21 protein-coding genes and 1 pseudogene are annotated in these 20,709 nt (G+C 44.6%); 18 read left to right on the top strand and 4 right to left on the bottom strand.

Annotation, left to right across the window (positions count from 1 at the left end; all coding sequences use genetic code 11):
• Positions 1-5: 5 nt before the first annotated feature.
• Positions 6-461: a MarR family winged helix-turn-helix transcriptional regulator gene (locus HMPREF9378_RS05560; RefSeq protein ID WP_002900910.1), complete on the bottom strand. Its 456-nt coding sequence runs from the start codon at positions 459-461 to the stop codon at positions 6-8.
• A 22-nt stretch (positions 462-483) separates the two neighbouring features.
• Here HMPREF9378_RS05560 and HMPREF9378_RS05565 point away from each other — a divergent pair, with 22 nt between their 5' ends.
• Positions 484-918 carry a GNAT family N-acetyltransferase gene (locus HMPREF9378_RS05565; RefSeq protein ID WP_002902601.1) on the top strand — a complete coding sequence of 145 codons (435 nt, stop codon included), beginning with the start codon at positions 484-486 and terminating at the stop codon, positions 916-918.
• A 25-nt stretch (positions 919-943) separates the two neighbouring features.
• Here the strand turns inward: HMPREF9378_RS05565 and HMPREF9378_RS05570 are convergent, their stop codons facing one another.
• The gene (locus HMPREF9378_RS05570) at positions 944-1,246 is read right to left on the bottom strand and encodes a DUF1827 family protein (protein ID WP_002898025.1); all 303 of its coding nucleotides are present in this window, start codon (positions 1,244-1,246) and stop codon (positions 944-946) included.
• Positions 1,247-1,313: 67 nt separating this feature from the next.
• Entirely contained in the window at positions 1,314-1,763 is a 450-nt protein-coding gene (locus HMPREF9378_RS05575) for an NUDIX hydrolase (protein WP_002900905.1), read from the bottom strand.
• A 224-nt stretch (positions 1,764-1,987) separates the two neighbouring features.
• Between HMPREF9378_RS05575 and HMPREF9378_RS05580 the strand changes: the two genes are divergently transcribed.
• On the top strand, positions 1,988-2,887 hold the full coding sequence (locus HMPREF9378_RS05580) for a helix-turn-helix transcriptional regulator (RefSeq protein WP_002900902.1): 900 nt from the start codon (positions 1,988-1,990) through the stop codon (positions 2,885-2,887).
• A gap of 59 nt (positions 2,888-2,946) precedes the next feature.
• A complete protein-coding gene (locus tag HMPREF9378_RS05585) occupies positions 2,947-3,561 on the top strand; it encodes a GyrI-like domain-containing protein (protein WP_002900899.1) in 615 nt (204 codons plus the stop codon).
• A gap of 48 nt (positions 3,562-3,609) precedes the next feature.
• On the opposite strand, the gene HMPREF9378_RS05590 is transcribed toward HMPREF9378_RS05585, so the two are convergent.
• Positions 3,610-5,880, bottom strand: a complete 2,271-nt coding sequence (locus HMPREF9378_RS05590; protein WP_002902602.1) for an ATP-dependent Clp protease ATP-binding subunit — start codon at positions 5,878-5,880, stop codon at positions 3,610-3,612.
• Between the two features lie 249 nt (positions 5,881-6,129).
• Between HMPREF9378_RS05590 and HMPREF9378_RS05595 the strand changes: the two genes are divergently transcribed.
• From HMPREF9378_RS05595 to HMPREF9378_RS05660, 15 genes and pseudogenes are all read left to right on the top strand, one after another.
• Positions 6,130-6,360 (top strand): DUF1797 family protein, encoded by a 231-nt coding sequence (locus HMPREF9378_RS05595; protein WP_002896146.1) that lies wholly within the window; start codon positions 6,130-6,132, stop codon positions 6,358-6,360.
• Between the two features lie 189 nt (positions 6,361-6,549).
• On the top strand, positions 6,550-7,404 hold the full coding sequence (locus tag HMPREF9378_RS05600) for a bifunctional methylenetetrahydrofolate dehydrogenase/methenyltetrahydrofolate cyclohydrolase (RefSeq protein WP_002902603.1): 855 nt from the start codon (positions 6,550-6,552) through the stop codon (positions 7,402-7,404).
• Positions 7,401-8,174, top strand: coding sequence for an HAD hydrolase family protein (locus tag HMPREF9378_RS05605; RefSeq protein ID WP_002902604.1), 774 nt, complete (start codon positions 7,401-7,403; stop codon positions 8,172-8,174). Before HMPREF9378_RS05600 ends, HMPREF9378_RS05605 begins: the two co-directional genes overlap by 4 nt.
• Before the next feature lie 107 nt (positions 8,175-8,281).
• Positions 8,282-9,124: an NAD(P)H-hydrate dehydratase gene (locus HMPREF9378_RS05610; RefSeq protein ID WP_002902606.1), complete on the top strand. Its 843-nt coding sequence runs from the start codon at positions 8,282-8,284 to the stop codon at positions 9,122-9,124.
• Positions 9,100-9,335: pseudogene (locus tag HMPREF9378_RS11845) on the top strand (initiator RepB protein). Before HMPREF9378_RS05610 ends, HMPREF9378_RS11845 begins: the two are co-directional and overlap by 25 nt.
• The gene (gene xseA / locus HMPREF9378_RS05615; RefSeq protein ID WP_002913799.1) at positions 9,280-10,620 is read left to right on the top strand and encodes an exodeoxyribonuclease VII large subunit; all 1,341 of its coding nucleotides are present in this window, start codon (positions 9,280-9,282) and stop codon (positions 10,618-10,620) included. The pseudogene HMPREF9378_RS11845 and the gene xseA overlap by 56 nt, the downstream one beginning before the upstream one ends.
• Positions 10,598-10,810 carry an exodeoxyribonuclease VII small subunit gene (locus HMPREF9378_RS05620; protein ID WP_002896137.1) on the top strand — a complete coding sequence of 71 codons (213 nt, stop codon included), beginning with the start codon at positions 10,598-10,600 and terminating at the stop codon, positions 10,808-10,810. The genes xseA and HMPREF9378_RS05620 overlap by 23 nt, the downstream gene beginning before the upstream one ends.
• Complete coding sequence (locus HMPREF9378_RS05625) at positions 10,807-11,682, top strand: polyprenyl synthetase family protein (RefSeq protein WP_002913797.1); 876 nt, start codon at positions 10,807-10,809, stop codon at positions 11,680-11,682. Before HMPREF9378_RS05620 ends, HMPREF9378_RS05625 begins: the two co-directional genes overlap by 4 nt.
• Positions 11,675-12,490 carry a TlyA family RNA methyltransferase gene (locus tag HMPREF9378_RS05630; protein ID WP_002911978.1) on the top strand — a complete coding sequence of 272 codons (816 nt, stop codon included), beginning with the start codon at positions 11,675-11,677 and terminating at the stop codon, positions 12,488-12,490. The genes HMPREF9378_RS05625 and HMPREF9378_RS05630 overlap by 8 nt, the downstream gene beginning before the upstream one ends.
• Entirely contained in the window at positions 12,483-12,914 is a 432-nt protein-coding gene (locus HMPREF9378_RS05635) for an arginine repressor (RefSeq protein WP_002913796.1), read from the top strand. Before HMPREF9378_RS05630 ends, HMPREF9378_RS05635 begins: the two co-directional genes overlap by 8 nt.
• 8 nt (positions 12,915-12,922) lie before the next feature.
• Positions 12,923-14,581, top strand: a complete 1,659-nt coding sequence (recN, locus tag HMPREF9378_RS05640) for a DNA repair protein RecN (RefSeq protein ID WP_002913795.1) — start codon at positions 12,923-12,925, stop codon at positions 14,579-14,581.
• Positions 14,582-14,632: 51 nt separating this feature from the next.
• Positions 14,633-15,361 carry a metallophosphoesterase gene (locus tag HMPREF9378_RS05645; RefSeq protein ID WP_002913794.1) on the top strand — a complete coding sequence of 243 codons (729 nt, stop codon included), beginning with the start codon at positions 14,633-14,635 and terminating at the stop codon, positions 15,359-15,361.
• A gap of 281 nt (positions 15,362-15,642) precedes the next feature.
• On the top strand, positions 15,643-16,476 hold the full coding sequence (locus HMPREF9378_RS05650) for a DegV family protein (RefSeq protein ID WP_002913793.1): 834 nt from the start codon (positions 15,643-15,645) through the stop codon (positions 16,474-16,476).
• 112 nt (positions 16,477-16,588) lie between these two features.
• On the top strand, positions 16,589-16,864 hold the full coding sequence (locus HMPREF9378_RS05655) for an HU family DNA-binding protein (RefSeq protein WP_002896125.1): 276 nt from the start codon (positions 16,589-16,591) through the stop codon (positions 16,862-16,864).
• 332 nt (positions 16,865-17,196) lie between these two features.
• Positions 17,197-20,508: an LPXTG-anchored SHIRT domain periscope protein gene (locus HMPREF9378_RS05660; RefSeq protein ID WP_002902615.1), complete on the top strand. Its 3,312-nt coding sequence runs from the start codon at positions 17,197-17,199 to the stop codon at positions 20,506-20,508.
• Positions 20,509-20,709: the final 201 nt, after the last annotated feature.

The raw sequence follows: 20,709 nt of genomic DNA, 5'->3' as shown, positions 1-20,709 counted from the left end.
ACTACTTATAACTTAGGAGTGCTTATTTTAGCCAAAATGTTTTGAAGCTGAAAGAGCTCAGAGGAAGTCAGTTGCTGCAGCGCCTGACTGGCGTAGGTATTTTCAAAGCCAATCAGTTGGTCGTAGAGTTTGAGAGCCTGACTGCTAGGATAGAGCTCTTTGAACTTCTTATTTTGAGCTTTGGTCTTTTTGATAATTAAGCCTCTATCTTCCAGCTTTCCTAGAGAACGGCTGAGAGTAGTCTTGTCAATCTGCACCAGTTCTGCCAGTTGTGACTGGCTGAGACCTTCATTTTCGACGATACGAATGAGCAGTAGAAACAAATTATTGTCTAGGCCGTAGTTACTGGCTTTTTGATTCATTTTCATCATGGCTTGTCTAGAAATAAAGCCCATTTGCCGGAAAAGTTGACGGTAATCCATAGGAACTCCTTGATAGTTGCATTTGCATTTATTATACATTAAAAAGATAGAGGAAACAAGTATGTGGTCTAGGAAAAAATTAACAGAGCTGAACTCGATAGAATTTTATCAAATCTTAAAATTGCGCATTGACACCTTTGTGGTGGAGCAGGAGCGCATTTATCATGAGCTGGATGAGAAGGACCTAGAAGCAGTGCATGTTTACCATGCTAATAAACAAGGGGAAATTGATGCTTATGTCCGTGTCTTTGAAGAGGGAGAGCATTTAGTCTTTGGTCGAGTAGTCACAGCTCAGTCTGCACGAGGACAGGGCTTAGGAGGACAGCTTATCAGAGAAATCCTGCAATTATGTGCTGAAAAATGGCCAGGAAAGGAAATTGAAATAGAGTCTCAGGTTCAGGTGGCTGCTCTCTATGAAAAGTATGGCTTCAAATCAGTTGGCCAACCCTTTATTTTTGAATCGACACCTCATATTACCATGATCTATAAACAATAAAAAAACTAAGGCAATAGCCTTAGTTTTACTGTTTAACAGGAATGGAAATTTCGATTAGATTATTAGCGTAAATCGTGCGGATAGCAGCTCTATCAATAGTATTTGCATCAATTTTTCTCTTCAAGAAAAATTCTCTGATTTTTTCGATTTCCTGTTCGCGTACAGCACGGTGCATGTTTGAAATCAAAATTTCATAGTGAAGAGGAGCTTGTGTAAAAACAACATCGCTGTTTCCAGCAGAATAAACTTCGACTAATATCGCATCGGTGCTTTCCAATTGGCTTTTGACAAGGTCAGCATGACTGTTTGTTGTATTAATAAGCTTCATACGATTTCCTCCTGCTTTATACCTGCTATTATTATAACATGTTTGCTATGAATTGTGAATGATTTCTTTAAGCTTTAAGCGCATTTTTCCAAGTTTGGATACCCCATTTATGGCTGCCACGTTTGAGTGTTTCGATAGCTTCATCGACGGGGAACCAGGCCAACTGATTGAAATCTTCCAACGGTTTTTGGACTTCTTGGAAAGAGGTGACCTCATACAGGTATGCCGGGTTGTAGAAATGGGTGTCGCGATGGCGAGAGTAAAAATATTCATCAGCCTGTCCAAGATAGCGTCCAAGCTGGGCTGTGAATCCAAGTTCTTCCATCAGCTCGCGTTCAAGGGCAGTCTGATGGTTTTCCCCCTCTTCAATCTCTCCACCGGGCAGAAACCAAGCCCCGTTAGGCGCCTGAATCAAAATAATCTTTTCTTTCTTCTCGTCTGGGATAACGGCATAGACTCCGTAACGGGTCACATATTCTACATTTGCTTCCTTTTCACCAAAGGTTGGATTTGTCATTCTAATATCCTCAATCTCTAGTCAGTTTACTATCTATCATAATGGACTAAGGCCCAGCTGTCAAGAATTTACTCGGTTTATTGGACAGAAAAAGAATGATAGTCCTTGAAAGAAATCCCCTTCAAATAATAAATTCCTTCCTCCGACCGTTTAGAAAACTCTTCTTTATAGGAATGGTAAAACATTTTTAGAAGAAATTGTTATAATAGGAGCGAGGTGGTTTTATGACAGAAAGCAGACTTTTTAAAATCCTATATCTTCTTTTAGAGCAGGGCCGCACAACAGCTCCCGAATTGGCCTCACTATTTGAAGTATCCATTCGGACCATCTATCGAGATGTGGACAAGCTGAGTTTGGTAGGAATCCCTATCTATTGCAACCCAGGCAAGGGCGGGGGTATTTTTCTGATGAAGGATTTTGTCTTAGACAAGGCCTTATTTTCAGAGTCTGAGAGGGATGAGCTATTAGCTGCTCTTCAAGGCTTGCAGATTTTAACAGATGGCGAGCAAGTAGAGACCCTGTCTAAGCTACAGTCCTTGTTTCAAGTTCAGGCAACTTCCTGGCTGGAGGTGGATTTCACTGACTGGCGCAAAAAAGCAGATCAGAAAGAACTGTTTGATACTATTAAGCAGGCAATCTTGCAAAGAAGAGTCTTGTCTTTTTCTTATTTGAATGGGCGTGGAGAAAGAGAACAGCGCAAGATAGAGGCGCTGAAGTTAGTATTTAAAAGCCAAAACTGGTATGTTGCTGGCTTTTGTCGCTTAAGACAAGCTCCGCGCTTTTTTAAACTCAGCAGAATGAGAGACTGTCAGATGTTAGAGGAACGATTTAAGCAGAGAGTCTTGGATGAGAAATTTAGCCCCGAGGAGTGGCTAGGAGATGCTGTGAAAGTCATTTTGAAATTTGACAAGAAACATGCCTTTCGGGTGTACGAGGAGTTTTCAGAAGCAGAGATAGAGGAGAGTGATGGGTGCCTTTATGTCGAGACGCATTTGCCGAGTCACGATAGTCTTTATACCTACTTGCTATCCTTTTTGGATGGAGTTGAAATCATGGAGCCGCTTCGGTTACGGGAAGAATTCAAAGAAAAGTTAAAAGCTATTGCCGATATTTATAAAAGCTGACAGAGGTTGTCAGCTTTTCTTTGCTATACTGTTTGTAGTAAAGAAAGGAGGGCTCTCTCATGAAATATGAATGGAGAAAAGCCAATCGAGAATTCTATCAAATCAAGTCTGCACCCTGTCTCATAGATGTTCCTGCCCAGTCTTTTATCATGATTGACGGCAAGGGCAATCCTAATGCTGCCGACTTTTCTGAACGAGTTGGTGCTCTGTACAGTTTAGCCTATGCTATCAAGATGAACTACAAAAAGACAGCGGCCGATCAAGAATTTACTGGTTTTACAGTTTATCCCTTGGAAGGGCTTTGGCAGCAAGAGCAAGTAGGAGAACTGATTAAAGAAGAATTGATTTATACCATTATGATTGGGCAGCCGGACTTTATCACTGGAGAGATGGTGAAAAAGGCTCTGGAGCAGGTCCGTGTCAAAAAGCCTAATCCTCTCTATGACGAGATTCGTTTTGAAGAAATGATAGAAGAAGCGTGTGTTGCCATGCTGCATCTTGGTCCTTTTGACGAAGAACCTCAATCCTTCGCTAAAATGGATACCTTTTGCCAGAATCACCAGCTGACACGGATGTCAAACACTCACAGAGAAATCTATCTCAATAATCTGAATCGGACAGACCCTAGCAAGCTGAAAACAATTCTGCGCTATAGGGTTCAGAAAAATCAATAAAGAAATAGAGCAGAAAACTAACTGTTTTCTGCTCTATTTTGTCGACATTTATTTTTCTTCTTGAGATGAATGAACGGACTCTGTGCTTTCAGTTTTCTTGGCTGACTTGATGAGAATCTTGCCATTGCTGGTCATAATAGCTTTGAGATCTTTTTCGCTTGGATTTTCCAGATAAAAGTCAGTAATAGCATCTTCGATATGGTCCTGAATGGTACGGCGCAGTGGGCGAGCCCCCATTTTTGGATCGTAGCCCAGGTCAACCAATTTTTCCTTGACCTTCTCCGTAACATCCAGATGAATGTCGTTGGTTGCCAAACGTTGATTAACATCGTCCAGCATAAGGTTGACGATTTGCAGCAGGTTGTCCTTGCTGAGCGCCTGGAATTCGATAATGCCGTCAAAGCGATTCATAAACTCAGGACTGAAGAAGTTACCCAATTCACCCAAAACGGAGTTGGTGCGGCCTTCACGCGCTGCTCCAAAGCCAACGCTGGCTTCAGCTTTGCCAGTTCCGGCATTGGATGTCATGATGATAATGGTGTCTTTGAAGCTGACAGTCCGGCCTTGACCATCGGTCAGGCGGCCATCATCTAGAACCTGCAGGAACATGTGCATAACATCAGGATGGGCCTTTTCCACCTCATCCAGCAGAATGAGCGAGTAGGGATTACGACGGACGCGCTCAGTCAATTGACCAGCTTCATCATAGCCGACATAGCCCGGAGGGGCACCGACCAGCTTGGCCACGCTGTGTTTTTCCATATATTCACTCATGTCAAAGCGAATCATGCTGTCAGCCGAGCCAAATAGCTCAATGGCTAGTTGCTTAGACAGCTCAGTCTTACCGACACCAGTAGGTCCGACAAAGAGGAAGCTGCCGATTGGGCGATTAGGACTTCCTAGTCCGACCCGGTTGCGTCGGATGGCCTTGGCAATCTTATCCACAGCATCGTCTTGGCCGATGACATGAGCCTTTAAGTCGCTAGCGAGATTGACTAGTTGAGACTGTTCCTTTTCTTTGAGATCGCCAACTGGGATATTGGTCTTTTGCTCCACGATGTGCTCAATCGTTTTCTCGCTGATAATCGGAGTATCCTTGTCTAGTACACTTGTCTGCTGGAGTTCCTTGTACTTGGCAATCTGGTCACGGAAGTAAGCCGCTTTCTCGAAATCTTCGTCACGGGTTGCCTGAGCCTTGAGGTTTTCGGCCTCAATCAGACGTTGGTCAATGACCTTGGGATCAACGAAGTTGAGGGTCAGATTCATTTTGGATCCAGCCTCATCCAAGAGGTCAATAGCCTTGTCTGGCAGGAAGCGGTCTTGGATGTAGCGGTTGGAGAGAAGGGCAGCAGCTTCGATGGCTGCATCTGTGTACTTGACGTGATGGTAGTCTTCGTATTTTTTCTGAATCCCTTTGAGGATGGTAATCGTTTCCTCTACCGTCGGCTCGTCTACCTTAACCGGCTGCATGCGGCGCTCCAGCGCAGCATCCTTCTCGATGATACGGTATTCATTAAGGGTGGTTGCTCCAACCATTTGAAGTTCTCCGCGAGCCAGAGCTGGTTTGAGGATGTTCCCAGCGTCCATATTGCCATCGCCAGCAGAGCCTGCTCCGACAATTTCATGGATTTCATCAATGAAGAGAATGACATCCTGACGAGAACGAATCTCATCTATAAGCTTCTGCATTCTCTCCTCAAATTGGCCACGGATACCAGTTCCCTGTACTAAGCTGACAACGTCTAGGCGGATAACTTCCTTGCCTTGGAGTTTATGAGGCACATCACCATCGACAATTTTCTGGGCCAGACCTTCCACCACGGCTGTTTTTCCGACTCCTGGCTCTCCTATGAGAACAGGATTGTTTTTGGTGCGGCGGTTGAGGATTTCAATGACACGGACGATTTCTTCATCACGGCCAATAACAGGATCAATCTCGCCTCGGCGAGCCAACTCAGTCACGTTGATACCAAACTCTTCCAGCAGGCCTTTTGGCTTTTGCGGACTTGGCTGAGGCTGACCACCCTTGCTAGGATTTGAACCGTAGCCGCCACCGCCTCCATAGGCTCCGCCAGATTGGGTAGGAGGAGTAGTTGGTTCCTGAGGCTGTTGGAAATTGCTGAGGCTGTTGAAGAAGTCATCAATAGGGTCTGTTCCATGATTGTTGGCATTAGCAATTCCGCCGAACAAGGAATGTTCAGGGTCTGTTTTCATGATTTGGTAGCAGTTTTGGCACAAATCCACCTGCTGTTTATGGCCATTTACGTTGGTATAAAGGTGAATCGTAGATTCGTTGATTTTACAATTTTGGCAAAGCATGCAGATACCTCTTTTCTTTTAGTGTGCAAGCTATTTATAGAAATGATTAAAGGTCAAAAATAGTCAAAGTTTTATAGTTTCATTATATCAGTATTCTCGAACTTTGCAAGAATTTACTACAAAATCCTCCCTTAGACCGAGCAGAATGAAAACAAATTCTTGAAAAATTACAAAAAATTGGCTTTTAGTGGTATTTCAGCAGCTATTTATGGTAAAATAAGAGGGAACTAAGTAAATAGGAGAAACAAAATGGAATCACATTTAGTTAGAATTATTAACCGCTTAGAAGCTATGGCTAAGGATGGCGGAAATTTGAAACGTAATTTTGAGCGTGAAGGAGTGGTTGTAGCAGAAGTAGCTTACAGTTACGACGAAGAAAACGGCTCTGTCTTCACCTTGCGTGATGTTGCAGCGCGTGAGACCTATACTTTCGACAGCATTGATTTGATTGCAATGGAAATTTATGAATTACTCTACTAAAAAGCACGTCGTTGCTTTTTATTTTTACCCTTTTTATCTTGTTTTGAAAAAGATTTAGTAGGTCTGAAAATTTTACCACTAGCTGCCAATGAATCCTCGTCTTATAACCTTGTATAAGAAAAAGTTATAGGCTGGGCACAGATTTTTTTGGTATAATGAAAAAGATAATGAAAAAGAAATGAGAATGACATGGCCCAGATTATTGATGGTAGAGGTTTGGCAGAGAAGCTTCAGAAAAAATTAGCTGAAAAAACGGCTCGCCTCAAAGAAAAGACAGGTCAGGTACCGGGCTTGGTAGTGATTGTGGTGGGAAATAATCCAGCCAGTCAAATCTACGTACGTAATAAAGAGCGCTCAGCCTTGGCTGCTGGCTTTCGGAGTAAGGTAGAACGTCTGCCAGAAGAGACTAGCCAAGAAGAGCTCTTGAGCTTGATTGAAACCTATAATCAAAATCCTGACTGGCATGGGATTTTGGTCCAGCTGCCCTTGCCTGAGCATATCGATGATGAAGCTGTGCTGCTGGCCATTGATCCAGACAAGGATGTTGATGGCTTTCATCCGCTTAATATGGGCAAACTATGGAGCGGCCATCCTGTTATGATTCCAGCTACTCCTGCGGGAATTATGGCAATGTTCCATGAATATGGCATTGAACTGGAAGGCAAGCGAGCGGTTGTCATCGGGCGGAGTAATATTGTTGGTAAGCCCATGGCTCAGCTGCTTTTGGCTAAGAATGCGACGGTTACTCTAACACATTCACGGACCCACAATCTAGCCAAGACTGCTAAGCGGGCAGATATTTTGGTGGTCGCTATCGGACGTGGACATTTTGTGACCAAGAACTTTGTCAAGGAAGGGGCTGTTGTCATTGATGTCGGTATGAATCGAGATGAAAATGGCAAGCTGATTGGCGATGTTAAGTTTGATGAAGTGGCTGAAATTGCCAGCCTGATTACCCCTGTACCTGGAGGTGTTGGGCCTATGACCATTACCATGCTGATGGAGCAGACCTACCAAGCCTTTAAACGGAGTCTTGAATCATGAAATTTGTTTTTGATTTGGATGGGACCTTGTCCTTTGATTATATGACGATTGATGAGGAGATTAAGCGGGTTCTGCTGACGGCTCCTCAGTTTGGGCATGAAGTTCTGTTTGCTTCGGCGCGCTCCTATCGGGATTGTCTGGGACTATTAGGTCCGGAATTGAGCCAGCAGATTGTGATTGGCCTGAACGGCGGAGTGGCTTATCAAGATGGACAGCTGATGTTTGAGCGCCAGCTGCATCAGTCAAGTTATCAAGCCATTTTAGATACTTGTTTGACCTATAATTTGCCTTTTTTCGTTGATAATACTTTTGACTACAGCGGCCAGATTTTAGAAAAAATTCCTTTTATTGCCAGTGTGGATCCTCTCAAGCGGGCAAGACGTCTGGAACTGACTGAACTCCAGCATCCTATTAAGGTCGTTATTTACATGGGGAATCACGAGCAGCTCTTAGATGATGTACAGGCTCGTTTTGCAAACTTGCCCAATCTAAGTCTAGACTATCATGAACATGAGAAATGTTTTTATATCAATCCGGCTGAAACCAATAAAGCTTCAACTGTAAAGGAACTCTGCGGTTCGGATTATGTAGCTTTTGGTAATGATCAAAATGATATCCAGCTCTTTAAGAATTCTCTCTATGCTGTGCAGGTTGGGGATTTCCCGGGCTTGAGCGATTATGCGGATGAGCAGGTCGCCTTTCAGGAAAATTTACCCAAGGCAGTCGCAGCAAGAATCTTACAAAAATTTGCAGATTTCCGAAGAAAATAACTTTCTTGCGATACGAGGCACCTGTTTAGGTGCCTTTTGGTGAATAATGAAGATAGGTTTGGTCATCTTGAGACAAGTGCAGGATGAAGTTGGTCTAGGAGAATATCATGTCAAAAAATGCTGAAAATATTTTAAAAAGAGTCATTAGGGTACGTCCCTTGGATAGTCACAAAGGTGACTACGGCCGTCTCTTATTGATTGGGGGAACCTATCCTTATGGGGGCGCCATTATCATGGCAGCTTTGGCAGCAGTCAATAGTGGGGCCGGTCTGGTGACTGTTGCTACAGATAGAGAAAATATCGCCCCTCTGCACAGTCATTTACCGGAGGCCATGGCCTTTGACCTAGAGGAGCAAGACCGATTGACAGAGCAACTGACCAAATCAGATCTAGTCTTGATTGGTCCGGGTCTGGCGGAGAATCAACTAGGTCTAGACATCCTACAAAAGGTATTTCAGACTGTGGCAGAGCAGCAGATACTTATCATGGATGGCGGAGCCATTTCACTTTTTAGCAAGGCAGCTTTGCCATTTCCAAAAGCCCAAACAGTTTTTACTCCTCATCAAAAGGAGTGGGAGGGCTTATCGGGTTTGAGCTTGTCAGATCAGACAGCGGCAGCCAATCAGGCGGCGGTCAATCAGCTGCCTTTGGGCAGTATTGTTGTGCAGAAAAAGCATGGGACGACCATCTATCAAAGCGGGCAAGAGCAGGTCTTTGAGCTGACAGTAGGCGGACCCTATCAGGCAACTGGTGGAATGGGGGATACGCTGGCCGGTATGATTGGCGCATTTGCGGGTCAGTTCAAGTCAAGCAGTCTCTTTGAGCGAGTGGCGGCTGCAACCCTTCTTCATTCCCTTATCGCAGATGATTTGAGTCAGGAAGCTTATGTCGTCCTGCCAACGGCAATCAGCAGAGCCATTTCAAGGTGGATGAAGGAGATGAGTCAGTAGACATTTTCTTGGGTTTTAAGTCAGCTGGGTTTCTTTTGTGGAAGCCCAGTTTTTTTCTTGCTTTCAGGGAATTTTTAGACTTTGTAATCGGTTTTTTATGCAGTTTTTTGTTATAATAAAAGTTACGGAAAAACTAGAAATGAAAGGAAAAGGGCATGCCAGAGTATTTGTCGGTTTCGACCTTGACCAAGTATCTGAAGATGAAGTTTGAGCGGGATCCTTATTTGGAGCGGGTCTATCTGACTGGTCAGGTGTCCAATTTCCGCCGGCGTCCTAATCATCAGTATTTCTCATTAAAGGATGAGAAGGCTGTCATTCAGGTAACGATTTGGTCTGGTGTCTACCAGAAGTTGGGCTTTGAGCTGGAAGAAGGCATGAAAATCAATGTCATTGGTCGGGTGCAGCTATATGAGCCGAGCGGTTCCTATTCTATCATCATTGAAAAAGCAGAGCCGGATGGTATCGGAGCTTTGGCTATCCAGTTTGAACAGCTCAAAAAAAAACTGGGAGAAGAAGGGCTTTTTCAAGAGAAATTCAAGCAGGCCTTGCCCCAATTTCCTAAGAAAATCGGTGTTGTAACCAGTCCCAGCGGAGCGGTCATTCGGGATATTATCACGACGGTCAGCCGTCGCTTTCCGGGAGTGGAGATTGTCCTTTATCCGACAAAAGTGCAGGGAGTTGGGGCTGCAGCTCAGGTTGCTGACCACATTAGACTGGCCAATGAGCGGTCCGATTTGGATGTGCTGATTATTGGTCGAGGCGGCGGTTCTATCGAAGATCTCTGGGCTTTCAACGAAGAGGAAACAGTTCGGGCTATTTTTGAGTCTCGGATTCCTATTATTTCTAGTGTCGGCCATGAGACTGATACGACTTTGGCGGACTTTGTAGCAGATCGCAGGGCTGCGACTCCGACGGCTGCGGCTGAGCTAGCAACACCGGTCACCAAGCTAGACCTGCTGGGACACCTGCAGCAGCAGGAAAACCGCATGTCTCGAGCGATTTCCAATCGCCTGAGCTATTATCGAGAGCGATTGAATAAGCTAACCCAGTCTGTTATCTTCCGACAGCCAGAGCGTCTTTACGATGGCCATCTGCAGAAGTTAGATCAGCTTAACCTGCGACTGAAGCAAAAAATTCGCGAATATTATAGTGAAGAGCAACAGCGGGTCAAAATCTTGCAGCATCGTTTGGAGGCATTGAATCCGCTCAGTCGCGTTCAGCGTCTTCAGGAGCAGACTGCCCAGCTGGAGCGTTTGCTGCGCAGCAACATGGCGGTTATTTATGATAACAAGGTGGCTCAAGTCAGGAGATTATCCGAGGCCTTGCTTATGCTGGATACCAGTCGAATCGTGGCGCGTGGCTATGCTATTGTCCAAAAGAATCAAAAGGTTGTCGAGTCAAGTGCAGGCATTGAAGAAAAAGATGAGCTGACCCTGCTTATGCGGGATGGGCAGCTGGAAGTAGAGGTAAAACATGTCCAAAGAAAAGAAATTTGAAGAAAACTTAGCAGACTTGGAAGTCATTGTCCAAAAGCTGGAAAATGGTGACGTAGCGCTGGAAGAGGCGATTGCGGAATTTCAAAAGGGAATGAAGCTTTCAAAAGAACTTCAGGCTAGTCTGGACAAGGCTGAAAAGACCTTGGTTAAGGTCATGCAGGCAGACGGCACAGAAACGGAAATGGAATGACAAGAAACGAGAAACTGGAAAAAATTGGTCTGACGATTGAAGATTTTTATAGGTCTCAGCAAGTGTCGTCGGATTTATCAGAAGTTATTTTGTACTCGGTGCAGGCTGGCGGCAAGCGGATTCGTCCTCTATTGCTATTGGAGTTGATTCAAGCCTTTGGCCTAGAACTAGCTGAGGCTCACTATCAGGTTGCCTCTGCTCTTGAGATGATTCACACTGGCAGCCTTATCCATGATGATTTGCCGGCTATGGATGATGACGACTATCGTCGCGGCCGCTTGACTAGCCATAAGAAGTTTGGAGAGGATATGGCTATTTTAGCGGGTGATTCTCTCTTTTTGGACCCCTATGGACTATTGGCAAGGGCCGAGCTGCCTAGTCAGGTCAAGGTGGACTTGATTTCTGAGTTGTCTTTGGCAGCAGGGAGCTTTGGTATGGTTGCTGGTCAAGTGCTGGACATGCAAGGCGAAGGCCAAGCAATTAGTTTAGGAGATTTAAAAACCATCCATGCCAATAAGACTGGAAAACTTCTGACCTATCCTTTTGTCGCAGCTGGTTTGATTGTTCAGGCTCAGCAGTCTGTTCAAGACAAGCTTCGTAGGATTGGAGAGCTCTTGGGCTTGGCCTTTCAAGTGCGGGATGATATTTTGGATGTGACGGCCAGCTTTGAAGAGCTGGGTAAAACGCCGCAGAAAGATTTAGCTGCGGCCAAGTCGACTTATCCAGCCTTTCTGGGACTGGATGGAGCTAAGAACTTTTTCAATCAGACCCTTGATGAAGCTGTGCTTATTCTGTCAGACTTGGAAGAGAAGACAGAGTTTTCAGGCGGAAAAATTCAAAAGATAATAGAAAGTTTGAGATTGAATGGCTAAGGAAAGAGTAGATGTGCTGGCCTACAGGCAAGGGCTCTTTGAGACCAGAGAGCAGGCTAAGCGTGGTGTAATGGCTGGACTGGTTATTGCTGCAGCCAATGGCCAGCGCTTTGACAAGCCAGGTGAAAAGATTGACGCAGCCACAGAGCTGCGCCTAAAAGGTGAGAAACTCAGATATGTCAGCCGAGGCGGCCTCAAGCTAGAAAAGGCTTTGCAAGTGTTTGATATTTCGGTAGCGGACCGAGTGACCTTGGATATCGGAGCTTCAACCGGCGGTTTTACAGATGTCATGCTGCAGCACGGAGCTAAGCTGGTCTATGCAGTAGATGTCGGTACCAATCAGCTGGCTTGGAAGCTCAGGCAGGATGAGCGGGTTGTCAGCATGGAGCAGTTTAATTTTCGCTATGCCCAAAGGGCTGACTTTGAGCAGGAGCCGAGCTTTGCCAGTATTGATGTCAGCTTTATATCGCTGAGTTTGATTTTACCAGCTCTGCATGAGATTTTGGCTCGGGATGGGCAAGTGGTTGCCTTAATCAAGCCCCAGTTTGAAGCAGGCCGCGAGCAGATTGGGAAAAAAGGGATTGTCAAGGATAAAAAGGTCCATCTGGCAGTTCTGGATAAGGTCACTGCATTTATGATGGAGGCTGGCTTTTCTGTCAGGGGACTGGATTTTTCACCTATTCAGGGCGGTCAGGGCAATGTGGAATTTCTGGCCTATTTAGAAAAAAGCATAGAGCCGCAGACTCTTGATTCAGAACTGATGACAGCTGTTGTAGAGGCGGCACACAAGGAATTTAAGGATGAATAAGAAGGATAGATTAGAAAAGATTAGACGGTTTGTCAGTGACTATGACATTGGCACACAGGAGGAAATTGTAGAACATCTCAGGGAGTCTGGGATTACAGCGACCCAGGCTACGGTCTCTAGGGATATCAAAGAACTGGGCATTGTCAAGATACCGCTCAAGGACAACACTTATATCTACGAGCTGCCTAAGACCATGACTAGCAGTCTGGGCTTGGCTGAAAATAACATCCTGTCCTGTCAGGTTTTGGGAAATATGATCAATCTCAGTCTGGTACCGGGGACCACAGCACTGGTCAAGCGTCATCTTAGAAATGAATTTGCTGAAGATATTTTCAGTATCTTGGCAGACAACGACAGCATTTTGATGGTTATGATGACAGAGGAAGCAGCTGCAAGGATTGCAACCATCATTCACCATTGGTAGGAAAGCCTATGTTATTAGAAATTTCGATTAAAAATTTTGCCATTATTGAGGAGATATCCCTTAATTTTGAGCAAGGAATGACGGTTTTGACCGGGGAAACTGGAGCCGGCAAGTCTATTATTATTGACGCCATGAACATGATGCTGGGCAGCCGTGCTACGACGGATGTTATTCGTCATGGGGCACCCAAGGCTGAGATAGAGGGACTTTTTTCGCTGGAAAATAGCAGAGCTTTGCGAGAGATTTTTGAGGAGCAGGGCTGGGAGCTGACCGATGAGCTGATTATCCGTCGGGAAATTTTGCAAAACGGCCGCAGTGTTAGCCGTATCAATGGTCAGCTGGTTAATTTGTCTGTTCTAAAGGCTGTCGGCCAGCATTTGGTGGATATCCATGGCCAGCATGATCAGGAAGAGCTGATGAGATCTCAGCTTCATATTGCCATGCTAGATGAGTTTGGCTCAGCAGACTTTTTGCATCTCAAAGGCCGCTATCAGGAGACCTTTGACCGCTATCGAAGCCTGCGCAAGCAAGTCCTGACTTTGCAGAAAAATCAGCAGGAGCATAAGGCCAGGATTGAGATGCTGGAGTTTCAGATGGCGGAGATTGAGAGCGCAGCCCTCAAAAGCGGTGAAGATACTGCCCTGCATCAGGAGCGAGATCGTTTGCTCAATCACAAGCTCATTGCCGATACGCTGACGAACGCCTATACCATGCTTGATAATGAAGATTTTTCCAGTCTGTCCAATGTCCGCTCAGCAATGAATGACCTTGAGTCTATCGAGGATTACGATCCAGCCTACAAGGAACTGTCTGGCAGCTTGTCAGAGACTTATTATGTCTTAGAGGATGTCAGCAAGCGCTTAGAGGATATTTTAGATGGACTGGACTTTGACGGAGATCGGTTGCTGCAGGTGGAGAGTCGCTTAGACTTGATTAACAGCATCACACGTAAATACGGCGGCCAAGTAGATGATGTGCTGGATTACTTTGCTCAGATTTCCAAAGAATACAGCCTTTTAACTGGAAGCAATTTGTCCTCAGAGGATATGGACCGAGAGCTGAAGGCCTTGGAGAGAGAGCTGGTAGAGCTGGCCCAGGAGCTGAGTCAGGCTCGTCACGGCCTAGCAGCTCAGCTGGAAGCAGAAATCAAGCAAGAGCTACAAGACCTCTACATGGAGAAGGCGCGTTTTAAAGTGCAGTTCAGTAAGGGCAAGTTCAACCGTGAAGGCAATGAACAAGTAGAGTTTTACATCTCGGCAAATCCAGGCGAGGATTTCAAACCTTTGGTGAAGGTTGCGTCTGGCGGCGAGCTCTCCCGTCTCATGTTGGCAATCAAGTCTGCCTTTTCTCGTAAGGAAGGCAAGACCAGTATTGTCTTTGACGAAGTGGATACGGGCGTTTCTGGTCGAGTGGCCCAGGCTATTGCTCAGAAGATTCACAAGATTGGCTCCAACGGCCAAGTCTTGGCTATCTCCCATCTGCCGCAGGTCATTGCGATTGCCGATTATCAGTTCTTTATTGAGAAGATTTCGGATGAGAATTCGACTGTCTCAACGGTTCGCCTGCTGACGGCTGACGAGCGTGTTCAGGAAGTCGCTAAGATGCTGGCTGGAGAAGATGTGACGGAGGCTGCTTTGACTCAGGCTAGAGAGTTATTAAAAAAATAAACAAGCGAGGCTGAGACACTAGTGTTTCGGTCTCCTTTAGGAGGGGCGCATATGACAGAATACTTTGCAATCGGTGATGTCCATGGTAAGGCTAGTATGCTAGATGAGCTGCTCCAGCACTGGGACGGTCGTAGTCAACTAGTCTTTCTAGGCGACTTGATCGATCGAGGTGAGGACAGCCGAGCAGTTTTGGAGCGGGTCAAGAATTTAGTAGATCAGAAAGGAGCTATCTGTCTGTCTGGCAATCATGAGTATATGTTTCTGACCTGGCTGGACAATCCTGAAAAGTCTTATGACCACTACCGACGCAATGGCGGAGATACGACGATTAATTCGCTTTTAGGTCGACCTCTCAATGCTCCTGTAGATGGAGTAGCAGACGCGGAAGGTGTCAAGACGGCGGCAGCAGATTTAGTCGACTTTATTCGTCAGATGCCTTTCCTATTGGAGACAGAGCAGTACGTTTTTGTCCATGCTGGCCTAGACTTGGAGCTGAAAGACTGGCGAGAGACCAGTGATTATCAAAAAGTTTGGATTCGCGCGCCTTTTCACGAAGGCAGCAATCAGACTGGCAAAAGGATTGTCTTTGGACATACACCAACATTTTACCTCTTGCATAAGGCACCGGGAACTGATCAGCTATGGATGACTGAGGATGGCAAGATTGGCATGGATGGCGGAGCTGTCTATGGCGGAGTACTCCACGGAGTTCTCTTCGGTCATAATGGCATCATAGAGCGGTATGCCATAAAAAATGAGGGTTTGGTAGCCGAAGACTGAAAAAGATTGGGAAAATCCAATCTTTTTTTGCTGAGATTCTCTCTGAAAATCAGCTTTTTCCCAAATTTCCCCCCATAAAGCCCAAAAAGCAGCATGTAAACACTTTTTCATCTAATTTTAAAGAAGCGCAAAAAGATTAAAAAACTAAAACAAGCAGATTAAATTTAGGAAACGCTTAGCCTGAGCTGTGATTTTAGCGAATATTCCCCCACAAAACCATAAAAATTTGGTATAATGTAGTGTAATAACAAGTTAAATTTTAGATACAGAGTAGGAAATCTATGACAAAAATAAAAATCGTAACTGACTCATCCGTAACCATTGAACCGGAGGTTGCTAAGGAATTAGACATTACAATTGTGCCTCTCTCTGTTATGGTGGACGGGGTGGTCTATTCGGATGCAGACCTAGAGGAAGGTGAGTTCCTTCGTCTTATGCAGTCTAGTCGCAATCTTCCTAAAACCAGCCAGCCGCCTGTCGGAGTCTTTGCTGATGTTTTTGAGCGCTTGGCAGAGGATGGAGCACAGATTATCTCCATTCACATGTCTCACGCCTTGTCAGGGACTGTCGAAGCAGCCCGTCAAGGAGCGACTTTGGCTAATGCTGATGTGACGGTTGTTGACAGCTCTTTTACTGATCAGGCTATGAAGTTCCAGGTTACCGAAGCAGCTAAACTGGCCAAAGAAGGAGCTAGCCTAGAGGAGATTCTAGCCAAAATCGAGGAAGTAAAGGAAAAGACAGAGCTCTATATCGGTCTCTCTACCTTAGAAAATCTGGTTAAAGGAGGCCGTATTGGCCGAGTTTCCGGTCTGATTAGCTCCCTGCTCAATATTCGTGTCATCATGCAAATGAAGGACCATCAGCTGGAGCCCATTGTCAAGGGAAGGGGCGCTAAGACCTTTAAGAAATGGCTGGATGATTTGACAGCAAGTCTGCAAAACAAGCAAGTGGCTGAGATTGGAATTTCCTATGCAGGCAGTCCAGAATTGGCACTAGAAATGAAGGAAAGTTTACAGCCGTATGTCAAGAAACCTATTTCAGTGCTGGAAACAGGGTCCATTATTCAGACGCATACTGGGGAAAATGCTTGGGCTGTGCTGATTCGTTACGAATAAAACCATAATAATTTAGAAAATAGCGGTTTAGTACTTGACCTGAATGCTTTTTTTAGATATGATAATATTTGTTAGGGTTATTAACCCAGAAAAAATTTGGAGGATTTGTTAAATGGCTAACAAACAAGATTTGATCGCAAAAGTAGCAGAAGCTACAGAATTGACTAAAAAAGATTCAGCAGCAGCAGTTGACGCTGTATTCGCAGCTGTAACTGAGTACCTTTCAAAAGGTGAAAAAGTTCAACTTATCGGTTTTGGTAACTTTGAAGTTCGTGAGCGTGCAGCACGTAAAGGTCGCAACCCACAAACTGGTAAAGAAATCAAAATCGCAGCTTCTAAAGTACCAGCTTTCAAAGCAGGTAAAGCTCTTAAAGACGCTGTAAAATAATTTTGGTTAATAAAGCCTGATACACTTGCCTCTGGCGAGTATGTCAGGTTTTTCTTTTTGCTTTCAGTTCTTGAGCTCAATAAAAGATTTAGGTGCTTCGAGAAAGTTGATTGATGAACTTTCTTGGAGTTTTTATTTTGCAGTAAAGTGAAGAAATTTGTCTCTAAACAAAAGAAAATGATAAGAGACAAACATTTTTAAAGACTTAAAATAAAAAGTTTAAAATTTTAGCAAAAGCACTTTTAAATCATAGGTCTTTATGATAAAATGAAGGGAGCATTTCTTTTTGTGTAATGATTGCGAGATCATTGAAAAAGTTTAGGAGGTAAGAAATGAAATGGAAACCACTTCAGGGCTCACTGCGCCCTGTTAATCCTTATGGCAGCAAATTTCGCCTGCTGATGGGATTGTTTGTCGTGCTTTTTTCAATCTTTCTACTCCCCATGCAGACATTGTCTGCCTTGGAGGAGCTGAAGGATGGAACGGATTTGTCCAAGTTGAATATTCATAAGTTTGACTTGAATGTTAACAATGTCAGTGTTCTTTCTAAGTCAGAGGCGATTGAACAAGTTCATTTGACTAATCCAAATTATGAGTATCTGGGAGCAGTTTATCCTGGAGAAATGGAAAATTTCACCATCAAAGTAGACAAGTCTCAAAAAGCAGATCAGGTCTTTAATAAGCCGCTTTCTCTTAAGTTCTCTAATGTTGGAACGGCTTATGGAAAACAAGTAGATGCCTATCTGACTTTTAATAAGGTAACACTCCACTATCTGAACTCATCTACAGCAGAAGCTCAGATGAATGATGCTCAAAAAAATGCAGTTGAATTTTTCTCTATCTCAGAGTTGTGGGAAAGAAGCGCTTTTGAGATTGGGAATATCCCATATGTGGATGCTGCCCATAATAACATTATGAACAAGGCTTTCTGGGTGGAGGCTGATGTTACAGCAGAGCTACGTTATGCGGATGGTTCGGATACAGATTTAAAGTTGGTTATGAAACCGACTGACATTGATGTAGTTGACGGGTTTGGTCTAAAAGAGTCTTTCTATATTAATGATTATAAAAATGCTGTTGATAAGCGCTTGATGAACAATGCCAATGCTTTGAATCAAACAGATCAGAGCGGTCGGACAATTTGGGAAGCAACGACTTCAACTAGCGGTGCTGCTAATGAAAACAACATCTCTGGTTTGGCCGTTCGTTCTGCAGATAACACGTTGAATTTCGGTTATTTATCAACAGAAGCTTGCTCGGCAGTCTTTGGTCTTTATATTGAAAAAGTTGATCCCAAGCCAGTCTTAGAAGTGGATCCAGTTAAGATTCCAGCTAAGGAAGGTCAAGAGGTGACTTATAAGGGAACCTTCAAGATTCCAGTTCCTGGTAAGGATATTTTGGCTACCCCGACTACTATTGAGATGACTGAAACCTTTGACGAGCGTCTGGATTACAAGGAGCTCAAGGTTGAGGCTGGCGGTAATGCCTTGCAGGAAGGTCGTGATTACACGATTGAAAAGAAAGGCCAGACCGTTATGGTCAAGATGACACCGGAGTATGTTAAAGCAAATTCTTCTCAGGATATTGTCATTACCTACAAGACTGCAACCAATCAAAAGGTAGCAGAAAAGGGTGCTGCAACGATTACAAATACAGTGATTTTAAAAGTAGATAATCTTTCAGCACCATCTAATCAAGTTACTACCGACTTGCTCTATGAAAAGAAACACGAATTTGTCAGTGGCGCTGCTGGTAAGGAACTCCCGCAGGAAATCAAAGACCTAACACCAGAAACAGAAAAGAATCTGGAGAATGGCACTAAGGCCACTCCAACACAACCAGTGAAGACAGAAGTGAAAACAACCGATGGTACATGGACCTTTAAGTCTTACGACAAGGCTGAAGAGACGATTAATGGAGCGGATGCTCACTTTGTTGGTACATGGGAATTCACAGCGACTCCGTCATTAACTTATAAAGCTGTGCATGAGTTTGTTAGCGGTACAGCAGGTAAGGAATTGCCACAAGAAGTGAAATCCTTGCTTCCATCCGACAAGCCTGATTTAGCAGATGGCACTAAGGCCACTCCAACCCAGCCGATGAAGACAGAAGTGAAGACCGCTGATGGTACTTGGACCTTCAAGTCTTACGACAAGGCAGAAGAGACGATTAATGGAGCGGATGCACACTTTGTTGGAACATGGGACTTTACACCAGCGCCAACTTATAAGGTGACCCATGAGTTCGTCAGTGGTACAGCAGGTAAGGAATTGCCACAAGCAGTGAAAGATTTGCTTCCAAGCGATAAATCTGATTTGGCAGATGGCACCAAGGCTACTCCAACACAACCAGTCAAGACGGAAGTGAAGACCGCTGATGGCACTTGGACCTTCAAGTCTTACGACAAGGCAGAAGAGACGATTAATGGAGCGGATGCACACTTTGTTGGAATATGGGACTTTACTCCAGCGCCAACCTATAAGGCTACCCACGAGTTTGTTAGTGGTACAGCTGGTAAAGACTTACCACAAGCAGTGAAAGCTTTGCTTCCAACTGATAAATCTGATTTGGCCGACGGCACTAAGACCACTCCGACACAACCAGTCAAGACAGAAGTTGAAACATCTGATGGCACTTGGAGCTTCCAGTCATATGACAAGAACGAAGCAACTATTAATGGTGCAGATGCTAAATTTGTTGGAACTTGGACGTTTGTGGCGAAGCCTAGTCCGGCACCAACCTACAAGGCTACACATGAATTTGTCAGCGGTACAGCAGGTAAAGAATTGCCACAAGAAGTGAAAGCTTTGCTTCCAAGCGATAAATCTGATTTGGCAGACGGCACTAAGGCCACTCCAACCCAGCCATCAAAGACAGAAGTGAAAACAACCGAAGGTACATGGACCTTTAAGTCTTACGATAAGGCAGAAGAGACTATCAATGGAGCGGACGCTCGCTTTGTTGGAACATGGGACTTTACTCCAGCGCCAACTTATAAGGCTACTCACGAGTTCGTTAGTGGAACAGCAGGTAAAGAATTGCCGCAAGCAGTGAAAGATATACTTCCAAGCGACCAAGCAAACTTGTCAGATGGTACTAAAGCTACTCCAACACAGCCAGTCAAGACGGAAGTGAAGACAGCCGATGGCAGCTGGAGCTTCCAGTCATATGACAAGAACGAAGCAACTATTAATGGTGCAGATGTTCACTTTGTCGGTACTTGGACTTTCGCATCTGACTCAACTACGCTTACTGGCAGTGTGATCTGGATTGACAATGATAACGCTGCAGGTCGCCGACCAAAGAGTGTCCTTGTTCACTTACTCGCAGATGGACAGGATACAGGCATCAGCGTAACTGTTGATGAGGCGATGGGCTGGAAATACAGCTTTGAAAATCTGCCACGCTTCAAGGATGGAAAAGAAATCATCTATAGTGTCCGCGAGGACGAAGTGGAAGGCTACAGCAATCAAGCTGAAGGCATGAATGTAACCAACCGCTTGCTTGTAGATGCTCAAGTTAAAGAGATTGGCAAGAAACGAATTCTGCCTAAGACCGGCCAAGATACATCTATCTGGATGCTGATTCTTGGATTCTTGACTTTTGGAGGAGCAGTTGGCTTGACCAAACGTCAGCGTGACTAAGATTAAGCTTCAGTAAAAAGTTTTGAAAATCTAGAATATATGAAAAGTCTGTTATCTCAACTTTTGTTGGGAATAGCAGGCTTTTTATTTTTGGCAGGAAAATCAAGGCACTGATAGAATTAAAAAATTTTAGGTCTTATTTACAATCATTCTTAATAGCCAAGTAAGCCTAGTCATGGTATAATGGTAATGACTTAGATG

Source organism: Streptococcus sanguinis SK1 = NCTC 7863 (genome assembly GCF_000194945.1).
In the GTDB taxonomy this organism is placed as follows: domain Bacteria; phylum Bacillota; class Bacilli; order Lactobacillales; family Streptococcaceae; genus Streptococcus; species Streptococcus sanguinis.
The sequence above is the reverse complement of the archived record's forward strand: the minus strand, read 5'-3'. Positions and strand labels throughout refer to the sequence as shown.

Coding starts and splice junctions, on each gene's coding strand:
- HMPREF9378_RS05560 (WP_002900910.1), bottom strand. CDS start 461: ATGTATAATAAATGCAAATGCAACTATCAAGGAGTTCCTATGGATTAC.
- HMPREF9378_RS05565 (WP_002902601.1), top strand. CDS start 484: ATGTGGTCTAGGAAAAAATTAACAGAGCTGAACTCGATAGAATTTTAT.
- HMPREF9378_RS05570 (WP_002898025.1), bottom strand. CDS start 1,246: ATGAAGCTTATTAATACAACAAACAGTCATGCTGACCTTGTCAAAAGC.
- HMPREF9378_RS05575 (WP_002900905.1), bottom strand. CDS start 1,763: ATGACAAATCCAACCTTTGGTGAAAAGGAAGCAAATGTAGAATATGTG.
- HMPREF9378_RS05580 (WP_002900902.1), top strand. CDS start 1,988: ATGACAGAAAGCAGACTTTTTAAAATCCTATATCTTCTTTTAGAGCAG.
- HMPREF9378_RS05585 (WP_002900899.1), top strand. CDS start 2,947: ATGAAATATGAATGGAGAAAAGCCAATCGAGAATTCTATCAAATCAAG.
- HMPREF9378_RS05590 (WP_002902602.1), bottom strand. CDS start 5,880: ATGCTTTGCCAAAATTGTAAAATCAACGAATCTACGATTCACCTTTAT.
- HMPREF9378_RS05595 (WP_002896146.1), top strand. CDS start 6,130: ATGGAATCACATTTAGTTAGAATTATTAACCGCTTAGAAGCTATGGCT.
- HMPREF9378_RS05600 (WP_002902603.1), top strand. CDS start 6,550: ATGGCCCAGATTATTGATGGTAGAGGTTTGGCAGAGAAGCTTCAGAAA.
- HMPREF9378_RS05605 (WP_002902604.1), top strand. CDS start 7,401: ATGAAATTTGTTTTTGATTTGGATGGGACCTTGTCCTTTGATTATATG.
- HMPREF9378_RS05610 (WP_002902606.1), top strand. CDS start 8,282: ATGTCAAAAAATGCTGAAAATATTTTAAAAAGAGTCATTAGGGTACGT.
- xseA (WP_002913799.1), top strand. CDS start 9,280: ATGCCAGAGTATTTGTCGGTTTCGACCTTGACCAAGTATCTGAAGATG.
- HMPREF9378_RS05620 (WP_002896137.1), top strand. CDS start 10,598: ATGTCCAAAGAAAAGAAATTTGAAGAAAACTTAGCAGACTTGGAAGTC.
- HMPREF9378_RS05625 (WP_002913797.1), top strand. CDS start 10,807: ATGACAAGAAACGAGAAACTGGAAAAAATTGGTCTGACGATTGAAGAT.
- HMPREF9378_RS05630 (WP_002911978.1), top strand. CDS start 11,675: ATGGCTAAGGAAAGAGTAGATGTGCTGGCCTACAGGCAAGGGCTCTTT.
- HMPREF9378_RS05635 (WP_002913796.1), top strand. CDS start 12,483: ATGAATAAGAAGGATAGATTAGAAAAGATTAGACGGTTTGTCAGTGAC.
- recN (WP_002913795.1), top strand. CDS start 12,923: ATGTTATTAGAAATTTCGATTAAAAATTTTGCCATTATTGAGGAGATA.
- HMPREF9378_RS05645 (WP_002913794.1), top strand. CDS start 14,633: ATGACAGAATACTTTGCAATCGGTGATGTCCATGGTAAGGCTAGTATG.
- HMPREF9378_RS05650 (WP_002913793.1), top strand. CDS start 15,643: ATGACAAAAATAAAAATCGTAACTGACTCATCCGTAACCATTGAACCG.
- HMPREF9378_RS05655 (WP_002896125.1), top strand. CDS start 16,589: ATGGCTAACAAACAAGATTTGATCGCAAAAGTAGCAGAAGCTACAGAA.
- HMPREF9378_RS05660 (WP_002902615.1), top strand. CDS start 17,197: ATGAAATGGAAACCACTTCAGGGCTCACTGCGCCCTGTTAATCCTTAT.